The sequence below is a fragment of the Nocardia sp. AB354 genome, assembly GCF_049538315.1.
GTDB classification, from domain to species: Bacteria; Actinomycetota; Actinomycetes; order Mycobacteriales; family Mycobacteriaceae; genus Nocardia; species Nocardia nova.
On record NZ_JBMVFU010000011.1, the window covers coordinates 212,759 to 234,518 of the forward strand.

Sequence of the window (21,760 nt, forward strand, 5' to 3'; positions counted from 1 at the left end):
GATGGACTTCGAATTCACTGCCGAACAGCAACTGCTCCGTGACACGGTCACCGAATTTCTCGCCGCCCGTTACGATCTGGAGAAAAGCCGGGCCGCGGCACGGGTCGGCGCCGGTCACCAGCCCGAGATCTGGCGTGGCTTCGCCGAGGAGGTCGGCATCCTGGGCGCCGCCCTGCCCGAGAGCGTGGGCGGATTCGACGGCGGCCCCATCGAGACCATGATCATCGCCGAGGCGCTCGGCGGCGCCTTGGTCGTCGAACCCTATGTCGACACCGCCGTCCTGGGCGGCGGACTGCTGCGCCGCGCGGGTGGCGCCCGGGCCGGGGAACTGTTGCGCGGCATCGTCGACGGTTCCGTGATCACGGCCTTCGCTGCCCTGGAAGCCGACTCCGGCTACGACCCCGCGCGCGTCGCCACGACCGCTCGCCGCGACGGCGACGACTGGGTCCTCGACGGCGCCAAGGCGGTGGTGACCACTGCGCCGCTGGCGACCCACCTGCTGGTGACGGCACGCACCTCCGACGCGGCGGGACTATCGCTGTTCCTGGTGCCGGCCGATGCGGCCGGTCTGACGCAGCATCCGTATCGCACGATCGACGAACGCCGCGCGGCCGATCTGGTTCTCGACGCCGTCCGGGTTCCCGCCGATGCGCTGCTGGGCGACGAGGGAACGGCCGACGCGTCGGTCGAGCGCTCGATCGATGAGGCGATCGCCGCCATCTGCGCAGAGGCCGTGGGCGGCATGCGGCGGGTACTCGCCGACACCGTCGAATACAGCAAGCAGCGCCGCCAGTTCGGCGTGCCGATCGCCAGTTTCCAGGTGCTGCAACACCGCATGGTCGATATGCATCTGGAGCTGGAACAGGCCGTGGCCGCCACCTATCTGGTGACGCTGAAACTCGACGCCGAACCGAAGGTCCGCGCCCGGGCCGCCGCCGCGGCCAAGGCCACCGTCGCCCGCGCCGCCGGCTTCATCGGCCAGCACGCGGTGCAACTGCACGGCGCGATGGGCATGACCGAGGAACTCGCGATCGGGCATTTCTTCAAGCGGCTCACCGCGATTCGCACCGAATGGGGTTCCGCGGACCAGCACATCGCCCGCTACGCCGCGCTGACGCGGGCCTGAGCGGCGCGCACGATCTTCGGGGCGCGGTCCCATACCGCTGCGCCCCGGACATGTTTTCGGCCGGAATCCGAATCGGATTCCGGCCGAAAACGCGCCGGGGATGCCGGGCTCGCCCCGCCACCGTCGGGAGCGAACCCGTGCCAATCATCGGTCCCGACGTGATCGGGTCACCCCCGCTCAGCGCACGGGGGTGAAATCGCGCGAGGCGATGTAGGTCGGCCGCGGATGCCCGGCCGAATACGGTTCTTCGAGGGTGTTCTCCACGCTGTTGAACACCAGGAAGACGTTCGAGCGCGGGAACGGGGTGATGTTGTTCGAGGAGCCGTGCATGATGTTGGAATCGAACAGCAGCGCCGAACCTCGTGCGCCGGTAAACTGCGCGATGCCGTACTTGTCGGCCAGTTGGGCCAGATCCTCCTGCGCAGGCACCCCGATCTGCTGCTCGCGCAACGATTCCCGGTAGTGCTCGTCGGGAGTCTCACCCTGGCACGGCATGAACTGCCGGTGCGAGCCCGGCAGCAGCATCAGGCTGCCGTTGAACGGGTAGTTGTCGGTCAGCGCGATCGACAGGCTCACCGCACGCGGTGAGGGCATCCCGTCCTCGGCGTGCCAGGTCTCGAAATCCGAATGCCAGTAGAAACCGGCACCCTCGAATCCGGGCATGTAGTTGACCCGGCTCTGATGGATGTAGACCTCGGAACCGAGAATCTGGCGAGCCATCCCGACGATCCGCTCGTCACGCACCAGCTCCGCTACCACGGCGCTGATCTTGTGCACCTCGAAGATCGAGCGAACGCTGTTCGACTTCTTCTCGATGATCACCCGCTCGTCGGCACGCAACACCGGATCGGCGGCCAGCCGATCGATGTCGGCGGCGATATCGGCCACCTCCATCGGGGTCAGCAATTCGTCGAGGATCGCGTACCCATCGGCATCGAAATTCTGCAGCTCCGGCGAGGTCACCGTGCCCCACACCGTGGGGTCGGTGCGCTCCACCGGCGGTACCGCTACGGCCGTTCTGGTCCGATAACGGTCGATTCGACTCTCCGCCAACGTCATCGCGGCGTCGTCCTCCTCACTACATCACTACTCGCCTACGGCCACCAACGGGTAGACACCGTTCTCGTCGTGAACTTCCTTGCCCGTGACCGGCGGATTGAACACACACAGCATCCGCATCAGCGTGCGGGTCTCGACCCGATGCCGCTCGTGCCCGTTGAGCAGGTACATCGTTCCCGGCGCCAGGTCGTAGGTGACGTCGTTGGTCAGATCCGTGAGCGTGCCCTCGCCCTCCACCAGCCACACCGCTTCGACGTGGTTCTGGTAGTGGAACTCGTGCACGGTGTTCGGCTGAATCGTCGTCTCGTGGAAGGAGAAACCCACCCCGTCGCCGCCGAGGATGATCCGCTTGCTGCGCCAGTCCTCGGCCGCGACGTCGCGGTCGGTTCCGGTGATCTCGGCAGTGGTACGCACGATCATGGTCAGTTGCCTCCTCGGGCCATGTCGACCGCCCGGTCCAGGATGCCCAGGCCATGGTCGAGTTCGTCGTCGGTAATGGTCAGCGGCGGCAGCAGCTTGACCACCTCGTCTTCGGCGCCGGAGGTCTCCACCAGCAGGCCCTCCTCGAAGGCGATGCTGCTGACCTTGCCCGCCTCCGAGGCGTCGTCGAACACCAGTCCCTGCACCAGCCCGCGTCCGCGGGTCGAGACACCCTCGAAGTTCTCCGAGAGCGCCTCGAACGACTTTCGGATCTTCTCGCCCTTGGCGGCGGTGGAGGCCTCGAGACGGTCGTCGGTCCAGTAGTGCTCGAGCGCCACGCGGGCGGTCACGAACGCCGGGTTGTTGCCGCGGAAGGTGCCGTTGTGCTCACCGGGCGCCCACTGGTCCAGCTCACGCTTCATCAGCACCAGCGCCAGCGGCAGGCCGTAGCCGCCGATCGACTTCGACAGCGTGACGATGTCCGGGGTGATGCCGGCGATCTCGAAGGAGAAGAACGGACCGGTCCGGCCGCAGCCCATCTGCACGTCGTCGACGATGAGCAGAATTCCGCGCGCGGCGCACAGCTCCGACAGGTGCCGAAGCCACTGCGCCCGAGCGACGTTCACGCCGCCCTCACCCTGCACGGTTTCCACGATCACCGCCGCGGGCTTGTCCACACCGGAGGAATTGTCATCGAGGACCCGCTCCATCCATGCCAGATCGTCGGTGCCGTCCAGATACCCGTCGTAGGGCATCGGATTCACGTGATTCAACGGTACTCCGGCGCCCGCGCGCTTGGTCGCGTTACCGGTCACCGAGAGCGCACCGAGGGTCATGCCGTGGAATGCGTTGGTGAAATTCAGAATCGACGTGCGGCCGGTCACCTTGCGGGCCAGTTTCAGCGCCGATTCCACCGCGTTCGCACCGGTGGGGCCGGGGAACTGGACCTTGTAATCGAGGCCGCGCGGATCCAGCAGAACCTTGTTGATCGTCTCGAGCAATTCACGCTTCGCGACGGTCGACATATCGAGTCCGTGCGTAATTCCGTCACGGGCGATGTAATCGATCAATGCTTCTTTGAGAACGGGATTGTTGTGCCCGTAGTTGAGCGCTCCGGCGCCCGCGAAGAAATCGAGGTAATCACGTCCGCTACCGTCGCGCAGCCAAGCGCCGGAGGCGGTGTCGAACAGCGTGGGCCAGGAACGGCAATATCCACGGACATTCGATTCGAGCGATTCGAAAACGGTCATCTCAGCGGTGGTCATCGATGATCCTTCCTATCGTTTTGCGTCACTCTGCAGTGGCGCGATCCGGTACAGGTCCTCCGATTCGTGCCCGTCCGGAAAATCTTCTGGCTCGAACAACGTCTCCCGCGTCATTTCCGCGTCACGGCGCCGGGCCAGTGACGCGAACATTGCCAGCGAGGCTTCGTTGTCCGGCGAAACGGTTGTCTCCAACTTCGAAACACCTTGGTCGGCAACGTCTTCGACGAGCCGATCCAGCATTGCTACGCCCACTCCGCGGCCGCGGAAGGCGTGATCGACGGCTACCTGCCAGATGAACAGCGTGTCCGGCGATTCCGGGCGCAGATATCCGGTGACGAATCCTGCTATCTCCGAGTCGATTTCGGCCACGACGGTGGTCGAGGCGAAGTCACGACTCCAGAGCAGATACGCGTAACTCGAATTGGCGTCGAGCACTTGGGAATCCACTGCGATTCGCCACATCCGCGCTCCGTCGTCCACCCGCGGCCGACGAATCAGCGTCTGGGTCGAAACGTTCCGACGGCCGTTCCGCTCGTCGGTTGCCGGAGAACTGAATGACATACTCCGCGTTCGGGTCTGCATCACCTCTTCAGAATTGCCCGCGAACGTTGAGGTCTATCGTGCGGCTACTTTACGGTTGTGTTACAGAAGTATGATCGGTGAATTTCGTCACGGTGGGCAACCACACCATGAATCGTGCCCCGCCGCCGGGACGGTCGTCACATTTCACGCGGCCGCCGTGGGCGGCCACGGTTTCGGCCACCAAAGCCAATCCGATGCCGGTGCCCGACCGTTTCCCGCGGCGGGCGGTCACGAATCTTTCGAAGATGCGTTGCCGATCCTGCGGGGCGACTCCCGGACCGGCGTCGTCGACCGTGATCACCATTTCGTCGCCGGCGCGCGCGACGCCCACCGCGATCACTCCGCCACCGTGCCGCTGCGCATTCTCGAGCAAATTCACCAGGGCACGCTCGAGTTCGAGCTTTCGCCCGGTCACGATTCCGTCGTCGGCGACGGTCAGCAGATCCGGTGAATAATGCATTTCCGCGAGGGTGTGGGTGAGCAGTTCGCGCACCGACAGCGGTTCGGCGTCGGCGCCGTGCATCCGCGCCTCGGCCCGGGCCAGCGCCAGCAGATCGTCGAGCAGTCTGCGCAGATGGTCGAGTTCGGCGCGGACCAGCTCCAGCGCCCGCCGCGACCGTTCCGGCAGTTGATCCTCGTAGCGCGACATCACTCCGACGCTGGTGGTGAGCGTGGTCAGCGGGGTGCGGAGCTCGTGGCTCACGTCACCGACCAGCCGGCGCTCGCGATCGATGCGGTTCTGCAGCGAGTCGACCATGGTGTTGAACGCGTCCACGGTCGGGGCGAGATCGGGATCGTCGGTATCGGGCAACCGGGTGCCGAGCTCACCGGAGGCGATCTTGGCCGCGGTGCCGGTGACCTGGCGCAACGGTTCCAGCAAACGGTGTGACAGCCAGATTCCGAAGATCGCGCCGATCACGGTGCCGCCGAGCGCGCAGGCCAGTGCGGTGCCCCATCCGCCGCCGTCGATCCTCGCGATCAACACCGCCAGCAAGGCCGAGACCAGGCCCGTGACGGTGAAAGCGACGATCACGCGACCGCGCAGAATCTGGCGGCGGGGCAGGCGCGGAAATCTAGCGCTGCACATCGAGGCGGTAGCCGAGCCCGCGCACGGTTACCACGATCGCCGGCTCCGACGGGTCGCGCTCGATCTTGGTCCGCAGCCGCCGGACGTGCACGTCCACGATCCGCTCGTCACCGAAGAACCCACGGTCCCAGACCCTTTCGAGCAGGACGCTGCGCGACAGCACCCGCCCGGGAGTCTCGGCCAGTTCGCACAGCAGCCGGAATTCGGTGAGGGTGAGGTGCAACTCCTCGTCGCCGCGGTGCACAGTGCCGCCGTCGGCCGAAAGCACCAGCGGCGCTTCGGGATAGGCGTCGAGCACGACCTCCTGCGGGGCCGGCGGCTCCACGGTTTGCTGGGCGCGGCGGCGCAGCGCCCGCATCCGCGCGGTGATCTCCTTGATCTCGAACGGCTTGGTGACGAAGTCGTCGGCGCCGGCCTCCAGAGCGGCCACGACGTCGTGAGTGTCGTCACGCGCGCTGACCACGATGATCGGCACGTCGTGATCGCGACGAATCTCACGAATACAGGTGAATCCGTCCATCTCCCCCAGCATCAGATCCACGATCATCACATCCGGTGCGCCGTTGTCACGCAGATGTACGAGCGCATCCTCGGCCTCCTCGGCCTCGGCGACGTCGTAGCCCTCGTCCTCCATGGCCAGCCGCAGCGCACTGCGGACCCGGTCGTCGTCCTCTACGATCATCAAATTTGCACTCATCGTCACACCTCGTCCAGCTGCGCGTCATCGGAGCGTGGTTCCCCGACCCGTCCGTTCCTCAGCAGTGCGAGCGGCCGCGCAGCCTGTGGTCTCGCACCGTTCTCTCATAACCACACATCCCTGACAGACATCGGTGGCGGACCACACGACGCCGGGCACGCCGGTCGATCGGTCACTGAGCGCCCACTGGGCACACAACAGTAACTGGAGTACCCGGCGCGACGATGCGTAAACACGGGGCAACACCACCGAGGTGCAAGCACCTGAAAAAGCCCCGTAAACTACGTACCGAGACAGTAAGGCGATTGGTGCGCTGCGGGGGCTTGCCCAGGCGCACGGCTAACGCAGGAGACACCATGTCCACTCGCCGCTGCCGATTCAGTGTTGCGCTCGGGGTTATCGCCCTGGTGACGACGCTGATGGCCGCGTGCTCGTCATCCCCGGATCCCGCGTCGAATCCGACGCGGGGCACCCCGGGGCCCGCCGCGCCGGCCATTGCGATGGTCCCGGCCACGGGTAGTGCCGACGTCGATCCGCTCGGCACCATCGAGGTGAGCGCAACCGACGGCATCCTCACGGATGTGACGTTGACCAACGAAGAAGGCAAACAGGTCGACGGCACGCTCAATCCGGAGCGGACCGCGTGGAAACCGAAGGTCCCGCTCGGTTACGGGCACAACTACACCATGACCGCCAAGGGCATCACCGTCACCGGACCCAGCGGTCCGATGACGTCGTCGTTCACCACGCTCACTCCCAGCAACCAGGTCAAGGCGTATCTGACCACCACCGGCGGACAGCCGCTGGCCGAGGGCGGAACCTACGGTGTGGGCACGGTCATCGTCGCCCACTTCGACGAGGCGGTCGGTGACCGCGCGGCGGCCGAGAAGCGGCTCTCGGTCACGACCGAACCGCAGGTCCAGGGTTCGTGGTACTGGCTCGACGACAAGAACGCGCACTGGCGCCCGCAGCAGTACTGGCAGCCCGGCACCAAGGTCACCGTCGCGGCGAACATCTTCGGCGCGCAGCTGGGTCCCGGCCTGTTCGGCCAGGAGGACTCCAAGACCAGCTTCACCATCGGCGACTCGCACGTCTCCATCGCCGACGACAACACCCACGAAGTGCAGGTGTTCGAGAACGGCAAACTGATCCGCACCATGCCCACCTCGATGGGACGCGGCGGCAGCGAGCAGGTCGGCGGCAAGACGATCTACTTCAACACCCCCGCGGGCATCTACACCGTGATGGGCAAGGGCAATCCGGTGATCATGGATTCCTCCAGCTACGGCCTGCCGGTGAACTCGCGCCTGGGTTACAAGGAGGCGATCGGCTGGGCCACCCAGATCAGTGGCGACGGGATCTACCTGCACCAGCTCGACTCCACGGTCTGGGCGCAGGGCAATACCGACACCTCGCACGGCTGTCTGAACCTGAACCTGGACAACGCTCGCTGGTTCTACAACTTCGCGGTTCCGGGTGATGTGGTCGAGGTTCGCAACACCAGCGGCCCGCCGCTGCCGTCGTGGAACAACGGCGACTGGATCGTGCCGTGGGATCAGTGGGTGGCGGGCAGCGCGCTGCACTCCTGATCGCCACCGGCACCGATCGCCACGGCACGTCGTGTTCGCGGGCGCCGAGCCTCAGCGCCGCGCCGGGTAGCGCTGGTCCAGCTCGAGATTCAGGCCGAGGACGTCGACCCTGGGCTCTCCCAGGAAGCCCAGGTCCCGACCGTCGGTATGTGCCGCCACCACAGCGGCGACCTGTTCGGCCGTGACACCCCGGGCGGCCGCCACCCGCGCGCTCTGGATCTGCGCGTAGCGCGGTGAGATGTGCGGATCCAGTCCGGACCCCGACGCGGTGACCGCGTCGGAGGGCACCGGGGTATCGGCCGGCGCGTCACCGCGGACGGGGACGATCAGCCCGGCCGAATAGTCCGTTCCGGGCTCGGCACAGTCCACCCGGACCCCGCGGTAGGCGTCCTGGAACGGCGTCGCCGGGCACGCCTCGTTCACGCTGACGACCTTCGTGGGGGCGGTGACCTGCCCGTGGCTGTCGCGGGGGCCGAAGACCGCCAGCACCGCACCGACCCCGCCGGGTGTGCAGAAGGGGCGCGCCCCGGAGACGCCCTCACGCTCGCCGATCTGTTTGCTGCGCGTGCAGACCGTGGTCAGCAAACCGGTCTTCGTCTGCGACGGGTCGGCGGCCAGAGTGTCGACGACGTCCTCGGGACCTTTGTTGCCGAAGCCGGTGTTGGTCGGGTCGTAGCCGTCGGGGCGGCTGCCGTCGGCCGGGGCGGAATTCGACGGGCGGGTCTGGAAGTACTGCGGCAGCGCCGTGCCGTTGCCGTCGGTGAACGCCTGACCGATGAGGCTGCTGCCCACCAGCTTCCCGTCGCGGTGGACGAGCGAACCTTCGGCCCGGTTGTGCAGGCCCGGCAACTGCGCGACCGCGAATACGGCCAGCGGATAGGCGATTCCGGTGATCACCGTCAGCACGAGCAGTGCCCGCACGGCGGCCAGATGCTGACGGAACCAGGTGGTGTATCGCATCGAGAACGAAGGCATATCAGGACATCCCAGGCAGGAATCGGACGACAAGGTCGATGAGTTTGATGCCGATGAACGGGGCGACGATGCCGCCCGCCCCGTAGATGGCGAGATTGCGGCTGAGCAGTTTCGACGCACTCGAGGGGCGATAGTCGACGCCGCGCAGAGCCAGCGGGATCAGCGCCACGATGACGATCGCGTTGAAGATCACCGCGGACAGGATCGCCGACTGCGGACTGTGCAACCGCATCACGTTGAGCACGGCCAGACCGGGGAACAACGCCACGAACAGCGCGGGAATGATCGCGAAGTACTTCGCGATGTCGTTGGCGATGGAGAAGGTCGTCAGCGCGCCCCGGGTGATCAGCAACTGTTTGCCGATCTCGACGATTTCGATCAACTTGGTCGGATCCGAATCCAGATCGACCATGTTGCCGGCTTCCTTGGCCGCCGACGTTCCGGTGTTCATCGCGACGCCGACATCGGCCTGCGCCAGCGCCGGAGCGTCGTTGGTGCCGTCGCCGGTCATGGCGACCAGGCGCCCGCCGGCCTGTTCGTTCTTGATCAGCGCCAGCTTGTCCTCGGGAGTGGCCTCGGCCAGGAAGTCGTCGACTCCGGCCTCGTCCGCGATCGCCTTGGCGGTCAGCGGGTTGTCGCCGGTGATCATCACGGTGCGAATCCCCATGCGGCGCATCTCGTCGAAGCGCTCCCGCATGCCCTGTTTCACCACATCCTTCAGATGGACCACACCCAGCAGCCGGGCGTTCCCGTCGAGCAGTTCGCCGACCACGAGCGGTGTCCCGCCGGAGGCGGAGATGCCGTCCACGGTCCGCCCGACGTCCTCCGGTACCGAACCACCATGGACCCGAACCCATTCCGTGACCGCACTCGCGGCGCCCTTGCGCAACCGATGCCCGTCCCGCAGATCCACCCCCGACATCCGGGTCTGGGCGGTGAACTCCACCCAGTTCGCACCCGCGAGCTCACCAGGGGTGCGTTCGCGTTTGCCGTATGCGGATTTCGCGAACACCACGATCGAGCGGCCCTCGGGTGTTTCGTCGGCCAGGCTGGAAAGCTGTGCGGCGTCGGCCATCTCGTCCTCGGTGACGCCCGGCATGGCGACGAAGCTCGACGCCTGCCGGTTGCCGAGGGTGATGGTGCCGGTCTTGTCGAGCAGCAGCGTGTTCACATCGCCGGCGGCCTCGACCGCGCGACCCGACATCGCCAGCACATTGCGCTGGACGAGGCGGTCCATGCCCGCGATGCCGATCGCCGACAGCAATGCGCCGATCGTGGTGGGAATCAGGCAGACCAGCAGCGACACCATGACGATGCCGGTGATGCCGTGCGCGTTCAGCGCCGCGCTGTCGCCGACCCCCGGATTGTTCACCTTGGAGAAGATGGCCGGCGGCTGCAACGTCACGACCGCGAACACGAAGATGATCGTCAACGCGGCCAGCAGGATGTTCAGCGCGATCTCGTTGGGTGTCTTCTGCCGGCTGGCGCCCTCTACCAGCGCGATCATCTTGTCGATGAAACTGCCGCCCGGCTCCTGGGTGATCTCGACGACGATGCGGTCCGAGAGCACGGTGGTGCCGCCGGTGACCGCGGACCGGTCGCCGCCGGATTCGCGGATCACCGGCGCGGATTCCCCGGTGATCGCCGATTCGTCGACCGAGGCGATGCCCTCGACGACGTCGCCGTCACCCGGGACCACCTGCCCGGCCTCGACCACGACATAGTCGCCGCGCCGCAGTTCGGGTGCGGGGACCCGCTCCTCGACCGGCGCCTCGGCGCCCGGATGCCAGTTCACCAGCCGCCGGGCGACGGTGTCGGTCTTGGCTTTTCGCAGCGTATCGGCCTGGGCCTTACCGCGGCCCTCGGCGACGGCCTCGGCCAGGTTGGCGAAGATCACCGTCAGCCACAGCCAGATCACGATCGCCCACGCGAAGACCGTGGGATGGGCGACGGCGAGGATCGTGGACCACAGGGCGCCGATCTCCACGATCAGCATCACCGGATTGCGCCACAGCGTGCGCGGATCCAGTTTGCGCAGGGCCTCGGGCAGCGACCGCGCCAGCAGCGCCGGATCGAACATGCCCCGGGACTTCCGGCGCGAGGAAGGCTCGGCACCGCGCGGGGTGGCCACGGAATCGGTTGTCGGAGCGGTCATGTCAGTGGATTCCTTCGGCGAGCGGCCCGAGCGCCAGCATGGGCAGGAAGGTCAGGGCGACCAGGATCAGCGTCACGCCGGCGACCATGCCGACGAACTGCGGCCGGTGCGTCGGCAACGTGCCGATCGATTCGGGCGTATGGCCCTGGGCGGCCAGCGATCCGGCCAGCGCGAGCACCAGGATGATGGGAACGAACCGGCCGAACACCATCGCCAGGCCGAGGGCGGTATTCCACCAGACGGTGTTGCCGCTGAGCCCGGCGAAGGCCGAGCCGTTGTTGTTGGCGGCCGAGGTGAAGGCGTAGAGCACCTCCGACAGGCCGTGTGGACCGGAGTTCGCCATGGCCGCGCGCTCGCCCGGCAACGCCATCGCGATCGCGGTGCCCACCAGCGCGATCAGCGGTGTGATCAGGAAATACGATGCGGCGAACTTGATTTCGCGCGGGGTGATCTTCTTGCCGAGATATTCCGGTGTGCGCCCGACCATCAGCCCGGCGACGAATACGGTGATCACCGCCAGGATCAGCATCCCGTACAGACCCGATCCGACACCGCCGGGCGCGACCTCGCCCAGCTGCATGTTCACCATGGTCATCATGCCGCCGAGGCTGGTGTAGGAATCGTGGGCGGAGTCGACGGCACCGGTGGAGGTCAGCGTCGTGGACGCGGCGAAGGTCGCGGAATCGGCTACGCCGAACCGTGTTTCGACGCCCTCGAGCGCCGAGCCGACCGCCGTCGGCACGGTGCCGTGATGGCGCAACTGCAGGAAGTTGGTCAGCGTCACGCTGATCAGCGCGAGCACGCCCATCACCGACGCGATCGCAAAACCCTGCCTGGTGCTGCCCACCATGCGGCCGAAGGTCCGCGGCAGCGAGAAGGCGATCAGCAGGATCAGGAAGATCTCGACCCAGTTGGTCCAGGCCGTCGGGTTTTCGAACGGGTGCGCGGAGTTGACGTTGAAGAAGCCGCCACCGTTGGTGCCCAGCTCCTTGATGCTCTCCTGCGAGGCGACCGGCCCGCCCGGAATCGTCTGCGTCGCACCGGTGATCGTCTGCGCGACCTGGTCGTGCAGGTGGAAGTTCTGGATCGCGCCACCGGCGACCAGCACGATCGCGAATACGAACGCGATGGGCAGCAGGATCCGGAGGGTGCCGCGCACGAGGTCGACCCAAAAGTTGCCGAGGTCGCCGGTGTGGCGGCGAGCGAACCCGCGCACCAGCGCGACCGCGACCGCCATCCCGACCGCGGCCGAGACGAAGTTCTGCACGGCCAGGCCCGCCATCTGGACCAGATGTCCCTGCGTCGACTCACCGGCGTAGTTCTGCCAGTTGGTGTTGGTGACGAAGCTGATCGCGGTATTCCACGCCAGCGCCGCGGTCATCTCGGTCCCGGGCTCGTGCAGATGCAACGGCAGGTGGCCTTGAATCAGCTGCAGGAAGAACAGCGCCAGAACGCTCACCGCGGAGAAGGCCAGCACGCTGCGGGCGTAGACGCCCCAGGTCTGCTCCACTCCGGGCTGGACCCCGATGGCGCGATAGAGGAGGCGTTCGGCGCGCGAGTGTTTCGTGCCCGAATACACCCGGTACATGTAGTCGCCGAGCGGGATGTGGACCGCCGCGAGCGCGATGATCAGGGTCGCCACGAAGACGACCCCGGCAGTGGTTGTGCTCACCTAGAACCTCTCCGGGAACAGCAGCGCCGCGATCATGTAAACGGCGACGCCGAGCGCCAGGATCAGACCGACGATGTTCTCGATCACAGCCGTTCCACCCCCCGTTGGAGCAGGCCGAGCAGGGCGAAGATCGCCACGGTCACGACGGTGAACACCGCGACAGACATAAGTGCAAACCTCTCTGTTGACGGCATCCGGAGCGGATGCGCCGCCAGAGAGTCAAGCGTCTCGAACGGTCCGTTCTCGACGGCCTTGACGGCTTCTTAGCGGCGCGGACGACGGCTTTGACGAGGTGCTTACGTCCCTCCAGCGTCCGCGAACGCGCCGTCAAAGTCAGCACCGGCCCCGTCAAGAAAGCGTCAAGATCGGCGAACGATCACCCGCGCAGGTGCACAGTGTGTTGTCCGGTTCGCCCAGTCGACCGGCACATCGGCAATCATCGGGGTCGTGAGGAGAAGACAGTGCCGGATTTCGCGGTCGCGGCGATGGTGATCATCGTCTTCGTCAGCTGCGCGCTGGGTCTGCGCGTGGCCGGCGGGCGCACCACCCGGGTCGTCCGGGTTTCGCGCCGTCCACGTCGTCCGAATCGCGCGATGATGGACCTGTGAAGCGCGGACAACTACGCATCTACCTCGGGGCCGCGCCCGGCGTGGGAAAGACCTACGCGATGCTCGGCGAGGCGCATCGGCGGATAAGCCGTGGCCGCGACGTGGTCGCCGCGGTGGTGGAAACCCACGGCCGCAGCAAGACCGCGGAACTGCTCGAGGGCATCGAACGGATACCGCCGGCGATGCGCACCTACCGCGGCACGACCCTGCCCGAGCTGGATCTCGACGCGGTGCTGCGGCGGGCGCCGGCCGTGGCCCTGGTGGACGAACTCGCGCATACGAACGTGCCGGGATCGAAGAACGAGAAGCGCTGGCAGGACGTCCACGAACTGCTCGACGCCGGTATCGATGTCATCTCCACGGTCAACGTCCAGCATCTGGACAGCCTCAACGACGTCGTCGAGCAGATCACCGGCGTGGTGCAACGCGAAACCGTCCCGGATTGGGTGGTACGCGGCGCCGACCAGGTCGAACTGGTCGACATCACCCCGGAGGCATTGCGGCGCAGGCTTTCCCACGGCAACGTCTATACCGCCGACAAGGTCGACGCGGCGCTGCGCAACTACTTCCGGCCCGGCAACCTCACCGCGCTGCGCGAACTGGCCCTGTTGTGGCTGGCCGATCAGGTCGACGCGGCGCTGGCCAAATACCGTGCCGACCACAAGATCACCGCGACCTGGGAGGCGCGCGAACGCGTGGTCGTCGCGGTGACCGGCGGGCCGGAATCGGAGACGATCGTGCGACGCGCGAGCCGCATCGCCACCAAATCCAGTGCCGAGCTGATCGTCGTGCACGTCGTGCGCGGCGACGGGCTGGCCGGGGTGTCGGCGCAACGGCTGCACCGGTTGCGTGAGCTCGCCGCCGGGCTCGGTTCCAGCCTGCACACGGTGACCGGCGAGAACGTGCCGAACGCCCTGCTGGATTTCGCCCGGCAGGTCAACGCCACCCAGCTGGTGGTGGGCACCTCACGGCGCTCGCGGTGGGCGCGGATTCTCGACCAGGGCATCGGCGCGACCGTGGTGCAGCGCTCGGGAACCATCGACGTCCACATGGTCACCCACGAGGAAGCGCAACGAGGGCTGCGCTGGTCGGCCCTGCTGCGGCGGCAGCGACCGACCGTGTCGTGGCTGGCTGCGCTGGTCGTGCCCACCCTGATCACCCTGGTCTGCTATCTGTGGCTGGATTCGCGACTGGATCTGGCCGGTGAGAGCGCGATGTACTTCATCGGCGTGATCGCGGTCGCGTTGCTGGGCGGTGTCGCACCGGCCGCGCTGTCGGCGGTGCTGGGCGGGTTGCTGCTGAATTGGTTCTTCACCACCCCACGCCACAGCCTCACCATCGCCGAACCCAACAATTTCCTCACCATCGTCGTGATGGCGGGGGTTGCCGTGGCGGTCGCGGCGCTGGTCGACATCTCGGCCAATCGCACCCGCGAGGCACGCACGGCCTCGCGCGAAGCCGAGTTGCTGACCCTGTTCGCCGGCGCGATCCTGCACGGCGCCGACCTGCCCGATCTGCTCGAGCGCGCCCGCGAGATCTACCGTCAGCGGGCGGTGAGTTTCGTCAGCGACGCCGAGGTGATCGCCTGCGTCGGTGACGATCCGGCGCGCACCCCCGGCGCCGCCGATACCGCGATCGGAGCCGGCGACGAGGAACACTGGCTGCTGCTCAGCGGGCGCGCGCTGACACCCGGGGACCGCCGGGTGCTCGCCGCGGTGGCCGGGCAGGCGGCCGGGCTCGTGCGCCAGCGTGAACTCGCCGACCAGGCCCAGGCGGCCGCCGGTGTGATGGCGGCCGACCGGCTGCGCCGCGCACTGCTGTCGGCGGTCAGCCACGACCTGCGCACGCCGCTGGCCGCGGCCAAGGCGGCGGTATCGAGTCTGCGCAGCGAGGACGTGCAGTTCTCCCCCGCAGATACCGCCGAATTACTGGAAACCATCGAGGAATCCACCGATCAGCTCACCGCGCTCGTCGGCAATTTGCTCGACTCCTCGCGGCTCGCGGCCGGCGCCGTGGAACCCAACCTCAAACAGGTCTACCTGGAGGAGGTGGTCAACCGCGCGGTCGTCGGCGTCGGGATGGGGACCCGCGGTGTGCGGCAGGCGGCGATGGACCGGGTGAAGGTCGAAGTCGGCGAGGTGTCGGTCTATGCCGACAGCGGCCTGCTGGAACGGGTGCTGGCCAATTTGATCGACAACGCGCTGCGCTACTCGGCGCCGGCCGGAACGACGGTCCCCGACACACCGGTGCGGGTTGGCGCCGAACGCGACGGCGGCCGGGTATCCATCACAGTGGTCGACTACGGTCCGGGCGTTCCGACCGGACTCGAGGACCAGATGTTCGAGCCGTTCCAGCGATTGGGCGACCGCGACAATTCGACCGGTGTGGGCCTGGGCCTGTCGGTGGTCCGCGGATTCGTCGAGGCGATGGGCGGGACCGTACACGCCGAACCGACGCCGGGAGGTGGGCTGACCATGGTGATCGAGTTGCCGGCAGGAGAGACACAGGAGGCGTCGTGAGCGATACTGCGCAGCCCGCTCGCGCCGCCGACCGGGTGCGGGTGTCCCGCAAGACACAGGAGGCGTCGTGACATCGGCCGAACGACCGCCGGCCGCGACCCGCGTGCTGGTCGTCGACGACGAACCGCAGATCCTGCGCGCGCTGCGGATCAATCTGTCGGTGCGTGGCTACGAGGTGATCACCGCCGCCACCGGCGCTGCGGCCCTGCGGGCGGCCGCGGAGAAACACCCCGACGTGGTCGTGCTGGATCTCGGCCTGCCCGATATCGACGGTGTCGAGGTACTGGCCGGAATTCGCGGCTGGAGTTCGATGCCGGTGATCGTGCTGTCCGCCCGCACCGATTCCTCGGACAAGGTGCAGGCCCTCGACACCGGCGCCGACGACTACGTCACCAAACCGTTCGGCATGGACGAACTGCTGGCCCGCCTGCGGGCGGCGGTGCGGCGTTCCGCCTCGACGGCCGAGGAGTCGGCGCCGATCGTGGAAACGTCCTCGTTCACCGTCGATCTCGCGGCGAAGAAGGTCATCCGCGGCGGCCGCGACGTCCACCTCACGCCCACCGAATGGGGTGTGCTGGAAATGCTGGTGCGCAATCAGGGCAAACTGGTGGGCCGCCGGGAACTGCTGCGCGAGGTGTGGGGCCCGACGTATGCGACCGAAACCCACTATCTCCGGGTGTATCTGGCGCAGCTGCGGCGCAAGCTCGAAGACGACCCTTCCCAGCCGAAACATCTGCTCACCGAGGCCGGTATGGGGTACCGATTCCAAGCCTGATCCGAGCCCGGCCACACCCGGCAGAACCGGTGATATCGGACACAACGGCCTCCACACGCCGTGGTGAAAGCCGGTGTGCGGTGCGGATACGCCGGGCACGATGGCAGGATCGACGGTATGTCCGAACAGACCGCCAACTCCGCCGCACCCACCGCCGCCGCTGCGCAGCCCGCGACCGTCGCGGCCGCCCCGCAGACCAAGGCGCCGAAGCCGGTGACCGAATTGTGGGTGGAGCGGACCGGCACCCGCCGCTACACCGGGCGCAGCTCGCGCGGAGCCGAGGTACTCATCGGCTCCGACGGCGTCGAGGGCGTCTTCACCCCGGGCGAGCTGCTGAAGATCGCGCTGGCCGCCTGCACCGGGATGAGTTCGGACTTCCCGCTGTCCAACCGGCTGGGCGAGACCTACGACACCACGATCCGCGTCTCCGGCGACGCCGACCGCGAGAACGAGGTGTATCCGGAACTGAACGAGATCGTCGAACTGGACCTGTCCGAACTCGACGAGGCCGGGCGCCAGCGCCTGCTGGTCACCGTGCAGCGCGCCATCGACAAGGTGTGCACGGTGGGACGGACGCTGAAGACGGGCACCACGGTGAATCTGACGTTCCAGATCGACAAGATCGACTCGTGAGCCCCGACCCCGTCCGGCTCAGCGCCTGGGTGCACGGTCTGGTGCAGGGCGTCGGGTTCCGCTGGTGGACGCGAGCGCGGGCGCTGGAGCTCGGTTTGGTGGGCCACGCCCGCAACACCCGGGACGGGCGCGTGCACGTGGTCGCCGAGGGTCCGCGACCGGCGTGCGAGCGTTTGCTGGCATTGTTGCGGTCGGGTGACACGCCTGGTCGAGTCGACCTGGTTGTGGAAAACTGGGGCGCCGCCCTCGGCGGAATCACAGGCTTCGAGGAACGGTAGCGGCGGGGATACAGGAGTCGATCGTTGGCAACACATGAGCCGGGCGGCGGACCCGGGGATCGGGATTCGCACGACCCCCGCGACACCCCGTCCGCGGGAGAAGACAGCACCGGGGGCGGCACGGAATCCGGCGAGTCGAAGGGAATCGGCGCCTCGGATCCGACGGTGCGTTTCGGCGCGCAGCCCGAAGGCGAGCGCGAAACCGGCGCATCCGAGGCGGAACCGACGAGACGCCTGGGCGAACCGGACCCCACCCTCCCGAATCCGCGGACCGCGCCGACTCTCCCCGGCACGCCCATCCTGCCCGGCTTCCCCGACCCGGCCTCGACGATTCCCGGCCCGGCTACTCCCGGTGCGCCGAACCCGCTGTCGGACAACGCTTTCGGCGCCGATGCCGGTGGGCCGGCCGATCCCGAGAGTGAAAATTCCGGCGCCGCAGGCGAATCCGACAGACCCCGGCGCCTGCGCGGAAGTATGCAGCGGCAGGAGGCCGGCGTCACCCAGCCCCGCCCGCCGACGGTGGCCGAGGCGCGGGCGCGCGACAAGGCCCGCAAACGCGCCGAAGAGGCGGAGCGGGCCGCGGCGGAGGCCGCGGAAACCAAGCGGCGCAAGCGCAAACGGCTGCTCATCGGCGGCGTGGCGGTGGCCGGCATCGCCGCGGTGGTCGGCACCGGATATCTCGCCTACCAGGCCGCACACCGGCCCGCGAACGTGACCGCCTACTGCATCACCGACGACAACGGGCAACAGCAGGTCGTACCCGACGACGACTGTGTGCGCGCCCAGTCCTACGCGAGTACCGGCGGCTATTACGGCGGTGGCGGGCTCGGGCCCGGCATCTTCCTCTACAACGGCCACCAGTACCGCTACTACTACGGCGGCAACAACACCGTCGGGCGTGCGCCCGTCGGCGGCAGCACGGTCGCGCCGAAGAAGGCCACCGTCAGCACCAAGAGCGGGACCGTCGTACGAGGCGGTCTCGGCAGTAAATCCGGTTCCACCAGTGGAGGCTCCTAGATGCGTCGGATGCGCAACCGGCAACGTACCGGCTGGCAGAAGATCATCGCCGATCAAGGGCTGGTATTCGGCTCGCCCGGCCGCGACGCGAACGGACAGTCGCGCCCGTACTGGGACGAATCGGTGCACTACGAATTCGATCTCGACGAGATCCTCGCACTCGAGGCCCAGGTCGAGGTGCTGCATTCGATGTGCCTGCACGCGGTCGAGCAGATCGTGCTCACCGAGCGCTTCGCCGATTTCGGCCTGCCCGAATGGAGTTGGGAGCCGATCAAGAAGTCGTGGCATCGCAGCGACCCGTACGTCTACGGGCGTTTCGATCTGCGCTACGACGGCCGCGGTCCGGCGAAACTGCTGGAGTACAACGCCGATACGCCGACCTCGCTGCTGGAAGCGGCCATCGTGCAGTGGCACTGGCTCACCGACGTCTACCCCGACGACGACCAGTGGAATTCGCTGCACGAGCGCCTGGTCGAGCGCTGGGGCGAGCTGCTCGACCAGCTGCCTACCAATCAGCTGCACTTCACCTGGTCCTCGGCCGACGCCTCCGGCGAGGACAATGTGACCACCGCGTATATGCAGGAGACCGCCGCCGAGGCCGGTTTCGACACCATCGCGCTGCCGATCGAGGAGATCGGATTCGATACCGAGCTGGAGCGTTTCGTCGATCTGGCCGAGGCGCCGATCGGTTCGATCTTCAAGCTGTATCCGTGGGAGTGGGCGCTCGACGACGATTTCGGAAAGCGCGTGGTGGACTCCATCCCCGAGACCGCCTGGGTCGAACCCCTCTGGAAGACGCTGCTGTCCAACAAGGCGCTGCTGGCGGTGCTGTGGGAGATGTATCCCGGGCATCCGAATCTGCTGCCGGCCTATCTCGACGACCCGCACGAGCTCACCGAGTACATTCGCAAACCGAAGCTGGGCCGCGAGGGCGCCAATATGACCATCGTCGGCGCCGGGATGGAGACCTCGACCGGCGGCGTGTACGGCGAGGAGGGGTTCGTCTACCAACTTCTCGATCCGCTACCGGATTTCGACGGCCTGCGGCCGGTCCTGGGCGCCTGGATCGTCGGCGACACCTCGGCCGGTCTCGGCATCCGCGAATCCCCCGGCCTGATCACCGACGACGGCTCCACCTTCGTTCCGCATCGCATTCCGACCAAGTAGCATTCAGCGACTCGATCAACATCACCGGAGGAATCTGTGTCGTCCACCCTCGCGCTCGAATCAGGGTATTGGAGCTCCGTCGGGCACGGCGTCGGCGCGATCGCGCTGTACGCGGTGCTGGGTCTGGCCCTGATGCTGATCGGATTCCAGGCCATCGACAGTTCCACGCCCGGACCGCTGCGCAAGATGGTCGCCGCCGGTAATCCGAACGCGGTCGTCATCGCCTCCGCGGGAATGGTGAGTATGGCGTTGATCGTGGTGCTGGCGATCTACTCCTCCGGCGGCCGGCTCGTCGAGGGCCTGATCGCCACCGGCATCTACGGGCTGGTGGGCATCATCGCGCAGGTGGTCTCCATCCGGCTGCTCGAATGGCTGGTCGGCCTGCACATCGGCGATCTGCTGAAATCGTCCGGCTACCAGATTCAGTCGCTGCTGGTGGCCGCCGCGCATCTGGCGATCGGCATGGTCGTCGCGTTCGCGATCCTCTGAGCGGGCCCGGTTCGCCGCGAGGGGTCACCGCGCGGTGAACGCCAGGAGTTCGTCCAGTGGCAGGCTGTTGATGATGCGATCGGCCGGGACCTCGTTCGCCGCGGCACGTTCACAGCCGTAGCCCTGCCAATCCAGCTGGCCGGGGGCGTGCGCATCGGTATCGATGCTGAAATAGCAGCCCATCTCCACGGCCAGGCGCAGCAGCCGGCTCGGCGGATCGAGCCGTTCGGGACGACTGTTGATTTCCACGGCCGTCCCGTACCGGCGGCAGGCCTCGAAGACGAGTTCGGCGTCGAACGACGATTCCGGCCGGATGCCGCGATTACCGGCGACCAATCGCCCGGTGCAGTGGCCGAGGATGTCGACGTTCGGATTCGCCACCGCGTACACCATGCGTTTGGTCATGGTCGCCGAGTCGGCGCGCAGGTTCGAATGCACGCTGGCCACAACGACATCCAGGTGAGCGAGCAGCTCGGCCTCTTGGTCGAGGGTGCCGTCGTCGAGGATGTCGACCTCGATACCGGTGAGGATGCGAAACGGCGCGAGCCGCTCGTTGAGTTCGGCGATTACGTCCAGCTGGCGGCGCAACCGCTCCGCGGAGAGTCCGTTGGCGACTTTCAACCGCGGCGAATGATCGGTCAGCGCACAGTATTGGTGGCCCAGCGCCTGCGCGGTGCGCATCATCTCCTCGATCGGGCTGCCGCCGTCGGACCAGTCGGAGTGGGTGTGCAGATCGCCCCGCAGCAACGCGCGGACCTCGCCACCGGCGGGTGCGATCGGCTTTGCGGCGGAACGCAATTCGGTCAGTCGCTGCGGTACGGCGCCGGCGCACGCCTGTTCGATCACCGCCGCGGTCTTCGGGCCGATGCCCGAAAGTTCCTGCCAGGCACCGGATTCGCGGTAGCGATCGAAATCGGCGTCCGACAGCTCGGCCACCACATCGGCCGCCCGCCGGTAGGCCTTGACGCGATGGGTCTGCGCGCGATCGCGTTCCATCCAGAACGCGATCTCGCGCAGCGCGGCCACCGGATCCGGAACCTGGCCGCCCACTAGGGCAACCGGCTGTATTTGATGAACGACACTCCGTCCTCGAACACCCGGCCGGTGAGCACCCGGAACAGCGCCGGCTCGGGCAGCCGCGGCCCCGCGCCGAACAGCGGCCGGCCGTGTCCCAGCACGATCGGATACAACTTGAGGAAGATCTGGTCGATCTCCGGCAGCAGCGCCTGTGCCAGTTCACCGCCGCCGCACAACCAGATACCCGAGCCCTTCTCCTGCTTGAGCCCGCGCACGCGCCCCAGCGGGTCGGAGGAGATCAGCTCGACGTCCGGATCCGGATCGCCGGGCAGGGTGGTCGACACGACGAACTGCCGCAGATGTGAATACGGGCTCGACGTGCCGGTCCGCACCCCGAAATCGTGGGTCTTGCGTCCCATGATCACGGTGTCGAAACTTTCGCCCGGACTGTCGATCCCGAGCGATTCCCGGATCTTGGTCGGTACAGTCTCCGGATACTGCGCGGTGATGGCGGGGCCGTGGTCACCGCCGACCGGGAAGAAGTCGACCGATCCGTCCGAGGTGGCGATATACCCGTCGATGGTCGAGGCCACGAAGTAGGTGAGCTTGCGCATCCGCTCTCCCTTCGTA

Annotated in this window: 22 protein-coding genes; 10 read left to right on the forward strand and 12 right to left on the reverse strand. The window is 67.2% G+C overall.

The features are described from left to right. The first annotated feature begins 1 nt into the window (after position 1). Positions 2-1,126 carry an acyl-CoA dehydrogenase family protein gene (locus ACPCUW_RS18445; protein WP_423426106.1) on the forward strand — a complete coding sequence of 375 codons (1,125 nt, stop codon included), beginning with the start codon at positions 2-4 and terminating at the stop codon, positions 1,124-1,126. 177 nt (positions 1,127-1,303) lie between these two features. Here ACPCUW_RS18445 and thpD read toward each other — a convergent pair whose 3' ends face one another. The 6 genes from thpD to ACPCUW_RS18475 form a co-directional block, all read right to left on the reverse strand. Beyond that, positions 1,304-2,185, reverse strand: a complete 882-nt coding sequence (gene thpD, locus ACPCUW_RS18450) for an ectoine hydroxylase (protein WP_063018028.1) — start codon at positions 2,183-2,185, stop codon at positions 1,304-1,306. Positions 2,186-2,212: 27 nt separating this feature from the next. Further along, complete coding sequence (locus tag ACPCUW_RS18455; protein WP_030513045.1) at positions 2,213-2,605, reverse strand: ectoine synthase; 393 nt, start codon at positions 2,603-2,605, stop codon at positions 2,213-2,215. Between the two features lie 2 nt (positions 2,606-2,607). Further along, positions 2,608-3,870, reverse strand: a complete 1,263-nt coding sequence (gene ectB, locus ACPCUW_RS18460; protein ID WP_423426109.1) for a diaminobutyrate--2-oxoglutarate transaminase — start codon at positions 3,868-3,870, stop codon at positions 2,608-2,610. 12 nt (positions 3,871-3,882) lie between these two features. Then, the gene (ectA, locus tag ACPCUW_RS18465) at positions 3,883-4,332 is read right to left on the reverse strand and encodes a diaminobutyrate acetyltransferase (protein WP_228794116.1); all 450 of its coding nucleotides are present in this window, start codon (positions 4,330-4,332) and stop codon (positions 3,883-3,885) included. A 169-nt stretch (positions 4,333-4,501) separates the two neighbouring features. Further along, positions 4,502-5,485: a HAMP domain-containing sensor histidine kinase gene (locus ACPCUW_RS18470; protein ID WP_423426110.1), complete on the reverse strand. Its 984-nt coding sequence runs from the start codon at positions 5,483-5,485 to the stop codon at positions 4,502-4,504. Between the two features lie 40 nt (positions 5,486-5,525). After that, complete coding sequence (locus tag ACPCUW_RS18475) at positions 5,526-6,236, reverse strand: response regulator transcription factor (protein ID WP_423426111.1); 711 nt, start codon at positions 6,234-6,236, stop codon at positions 5,526-5,528. 356 nt (positions 6,237-6,592) lie between these two features. Between ACPCUW_RS18475 and ACPCUW_RS18480 the strand changes: the two genes are divergently transcribed. Continuing rightward, positions 6,593-7,825 carry a L,D-transpeptidase gene (locus tag ACPCUW_RS18480; RefSeq protein WP_030513040.1) on the forward strand — a complete coding sequence of 411 codons (1,233 nt, stop codon included), beginning with the start codon at positions 6,593-6,595 and terminating at the stop codon, positions 7,823-7,825. A 51-nt stretch (positions 7,826-7,876) separates the two neighbouring features. Here ACPCUW_RS18480 and ACPCUW_RS18485 read toward each other — a convergent pair whose 3' ends face one another. From ACPCUW_RS18485 to kdpF, 4 genes are read right to left on the reverse strand one after another with little or no spacing between them, the layout of a single operon-like run. Further along, the gene (locus ACPCUW_RS18485; protein WP_423426143.1) at positions 7,877-8,785 is read right to left on the reverse strand and encodes a potassium-transporting ATPase subunit C; all 909 of its coding nucleotides are present in this window, start codon (positions 8,783-8,785) and stop codon (positions 7,877-7,879) included. A gap of 16 nt (positions 8,786-8,801) precedes the next feature. Beyond that, the gene (gene kdpB, locus ACPCUW_RS18490) at positions 8,802-10,955 is read right to left on the reverse strand and encodes a potassium-transporting ATPase subunit KdpB (RefSeq protein ID WP_423426112.1); all 2,154 of its coding nucleotides are present in this window, start codon (positions 10,953-10,955) and stop codon (positions 8,802-8,804) included. A gap of 1 nt (position 10,956) precedes the next feature. Next, complete coding sequence (gene kdpA, locus ACPCUW_RS18495; RefSeq protein WP_423426114.1) at positions 10,957-12,627, reverse strand: potassium-transporting ATPase subunit KdpA; 1,671 nt, start codon at positions 12,625-12,627, stop codon at positions 10,957-10,959. Then, entirely contained in the window at positions 12,628-12,714 is an 87-nt protein-coding gene (gene kdpF / locus ACPCUW_RS18500) for a K(+)-transporting ATPase subunit F (protein WP_104363013.1), read from the reverse strand. 374 nt (positions 12,715-13,088) lie between these two features. Here kdpF and ACPCUW_RS18505 point away from each other — a divergent pair, with 374 nt between their 5' ends. The 8 genes from ACPCUW_RS18505 (at position 13,089) to ACPCUW_RS18540 (ending at position 20,113) form a co-directional block, all read left to right on the forward strand. Continuing rightward, complete coding sequence (locus tag ACPCUW_RS18505) at positions 13,089-13,235, forward strand: hypothetical protein (protein ID WP_156055458.1); 147 nt, start codon at positions 13,089-13,091, stop codon at positions 13,233-13,235. Next, positions 13,232-15,754 carry a sensor histidine kinase gene (locus ACPCUW_RS18510; RefSeq protein WP_063018040.1) on the forward strand — a complete coding sequence of 841 codons (2,523 nt, stop codon included), beginning with the start codon at positions 13,232-13,234 and terminating at the stop codon, positions 15,752-15,754. Before ACPCUW_RS18505 ends, ACPCUW_RS18510 begins: the two co-directional genes overlap by 4 nt. A gap of 67 nt (positions 15,755-15,821) precedes the next feature. Further along, positions 15,822-16,529, forward strand: coding sequence for a response regulator (locus ACPCUW_RS18515; protein ID WP_063018042.1), 708 nt, complete (start codon positions 15,822-15,824; stop codon positions 16,527-16,529). Positions 16,530-16,646: 117 nt separating this feature from the next. Then, entirely contained in the window at positions 16,647-17,162 is a 516-nt protein-coding gene (locus ACPCUW_RS18520; protein WP_104365941.1) for an OsmC family protein, read from the forward strand. Beyond that, a complete protein-coding gene (locus tag ACPCUW_RS18525; protein ID WP_030513032.1) occupies positions 17,159-17,440 on the forward strand; it encodes an acylphosphatase in 282 nt (93 codons plus the stop codon). Before ACPCUW_RS18520 ends, ACPCUW_RS18525 begins: the two co-directional genes overlap by 4 nt. 24 nt (positions 17,441-17,464) lie before the next feature. After that, on the forward strand, positions 17,465-18,457 hold the full coding sequence (locus tag ACPCUW_RS18530; protein ID WP_423426115.1) for a hypothetical protein: 993 nt from the start codon (positions 17,465-17,467) through the stop codon (positions 18,455-18,457). After that, positions 18,458-19,624 carry a glutathionylspermidine synthase family protein gene (locus tag ACPCUW_RS18535; RefSeq protein ID WP_063018044.1) on the forward strand — a complete coding sequence of 389 codons (1,167 nt, stop codon included), beginning with the start codon at positions 18,458-18,460 and terminating at the stop codon, positions 19,622-19,624. It begins immediately after the preceding gene. Positions 19,625-19,660: 36 nt separating this feature from the next. Then, a complete protein-coding gene (locus ACPCUW_RS18540; RefSeq protein ID WP_423426117.1) occupies positions 19,661-20,113 on the forward strand; it encodes a DUF350 domain-containing protein in 453 nt (150 codons plus the stop codon). A 24-nt stretch (positions 20,114-20,137) separates the two neighbouring features. Here ACPCUW_RS18540 and ACPCUW_RS18545 read toward each other — a convergent pair whose 3' ends face one another. Next, positions 20,138-21,163, reverse strand: coding sequence for a PHP domain-containing protein (locus ACPCUW_RS18545; RefSeq protein ID WP_423426118.1), 1,026 nt, complete (start codon positions 21,161-21,163; stop codon positions 20,138-20,140). Beyond that, positions 21,163-21,744 carry a dihydrofolate reductase family protein gene (locus ACPCUW_RS18550; RefSeq protein WP_423426120.1) on the reverse strand — a complete coding sequence of 194 codons (582 nt, stop codon included), beginning with the start codon at positions 21,742-21,744 and terminating at the stop codon, positions 21,163-21,165. The genes ACPCUW_RS18545 and ACPCUW_RS18550 overlap by 1 nt, the downstream gene beginning before the upstream one ends. Between the last annotated feature and the right edge of the window lie 16 nt (positions 21,745-21,760).

Excerpts from the sequence above, each read along its gene's own strand:
- ACPCUW_RS18455 (WP_030513045.1), bottom strand. The coding sequence starts at position 2,605 with ATGATCGTGCGTACCACTGCCGAGATCACCGGAACCGACCGCGACGTC.
- ACPCUW_RS18480 (WP_030513040.1), top strand. The coding sequence starts at position 6,593 with ATGTCCACTCGCCGCTGCCGATTCAGTGTTGCGCTCGGGGTTATCGCC.
- ectA (WP_228794116.1), bottom strand. The coding sequence starts at position 4,332 with ATGTGGCGAATCGCAGTGGATTCCCAAGTGCTCGACGCCAATTCGAGT.
- ACPCUW_RS18475 (WP_423426111.1), bottom strand. The coding sequence starts at position 6,236 with ATGAGTGCAAATTTGATGATCGTAGAGGACGACGACCGGGTCCGCAGT.
- kdpB (WP_423426112.1), bottom strand. The coding sequence starts at position 10,955 with ATGACCGCTCCGACAACCGATTCCGTGGCCACCCCGCGCGGTGCCGAG.
- ectB (WP_423426109.1), bottom strand. The coding sequence starts at position 3,870 with ATGACCACCGCTGAGATGACCGTTTTCGAATCGCTCGAATCGAATGTC.
- ACPCUW_RS18520 (WP_104365941.1), top strand. The coding sequence starts at position 16,647 with ATGTCCGAACAGACCGCCAACTCCGCCGCACCCACCGCCGCCGCTGCG.
- ACPCUW_RS18550 (WP_423426120.1), bottom strand. The coding sequence starts at position 21,744 with ATGCGCAAGCTCACCTACTTCGTGGCCTCGACCATCGACGGGTATATC.
- ACPCUW_RS18485 (WP_423426143.1), bottom strand. The coding sequence starts at position 8,785 with ATGCGATACACCACCTGGTTCCGTCAGCATCTGGCCGCCGTGCGGGCA.
- ACPCUW_RS18445 (WP_423426106.1), top strand. The coding sequence starts at position 2 with ATGGACTTCGAATTCACTGCCGAACAGCAACTGCTCCGTGACACGGTC.
- thpD (WP_063018028.1), bottom strand. The coding sequence starts at position 2,185 with ATGACGTTGGCGGAGAGTCGAATCGACCGTTATCGGACCAGAACGGCC.
- ACPCUW_RS18535 (WP_063018044.1), top strand. The coding sequence starts at position 18,458 with ATGCGTCGGATGCGCAACCGGCAACGTACCGGCTGGCAGAAGATCATC.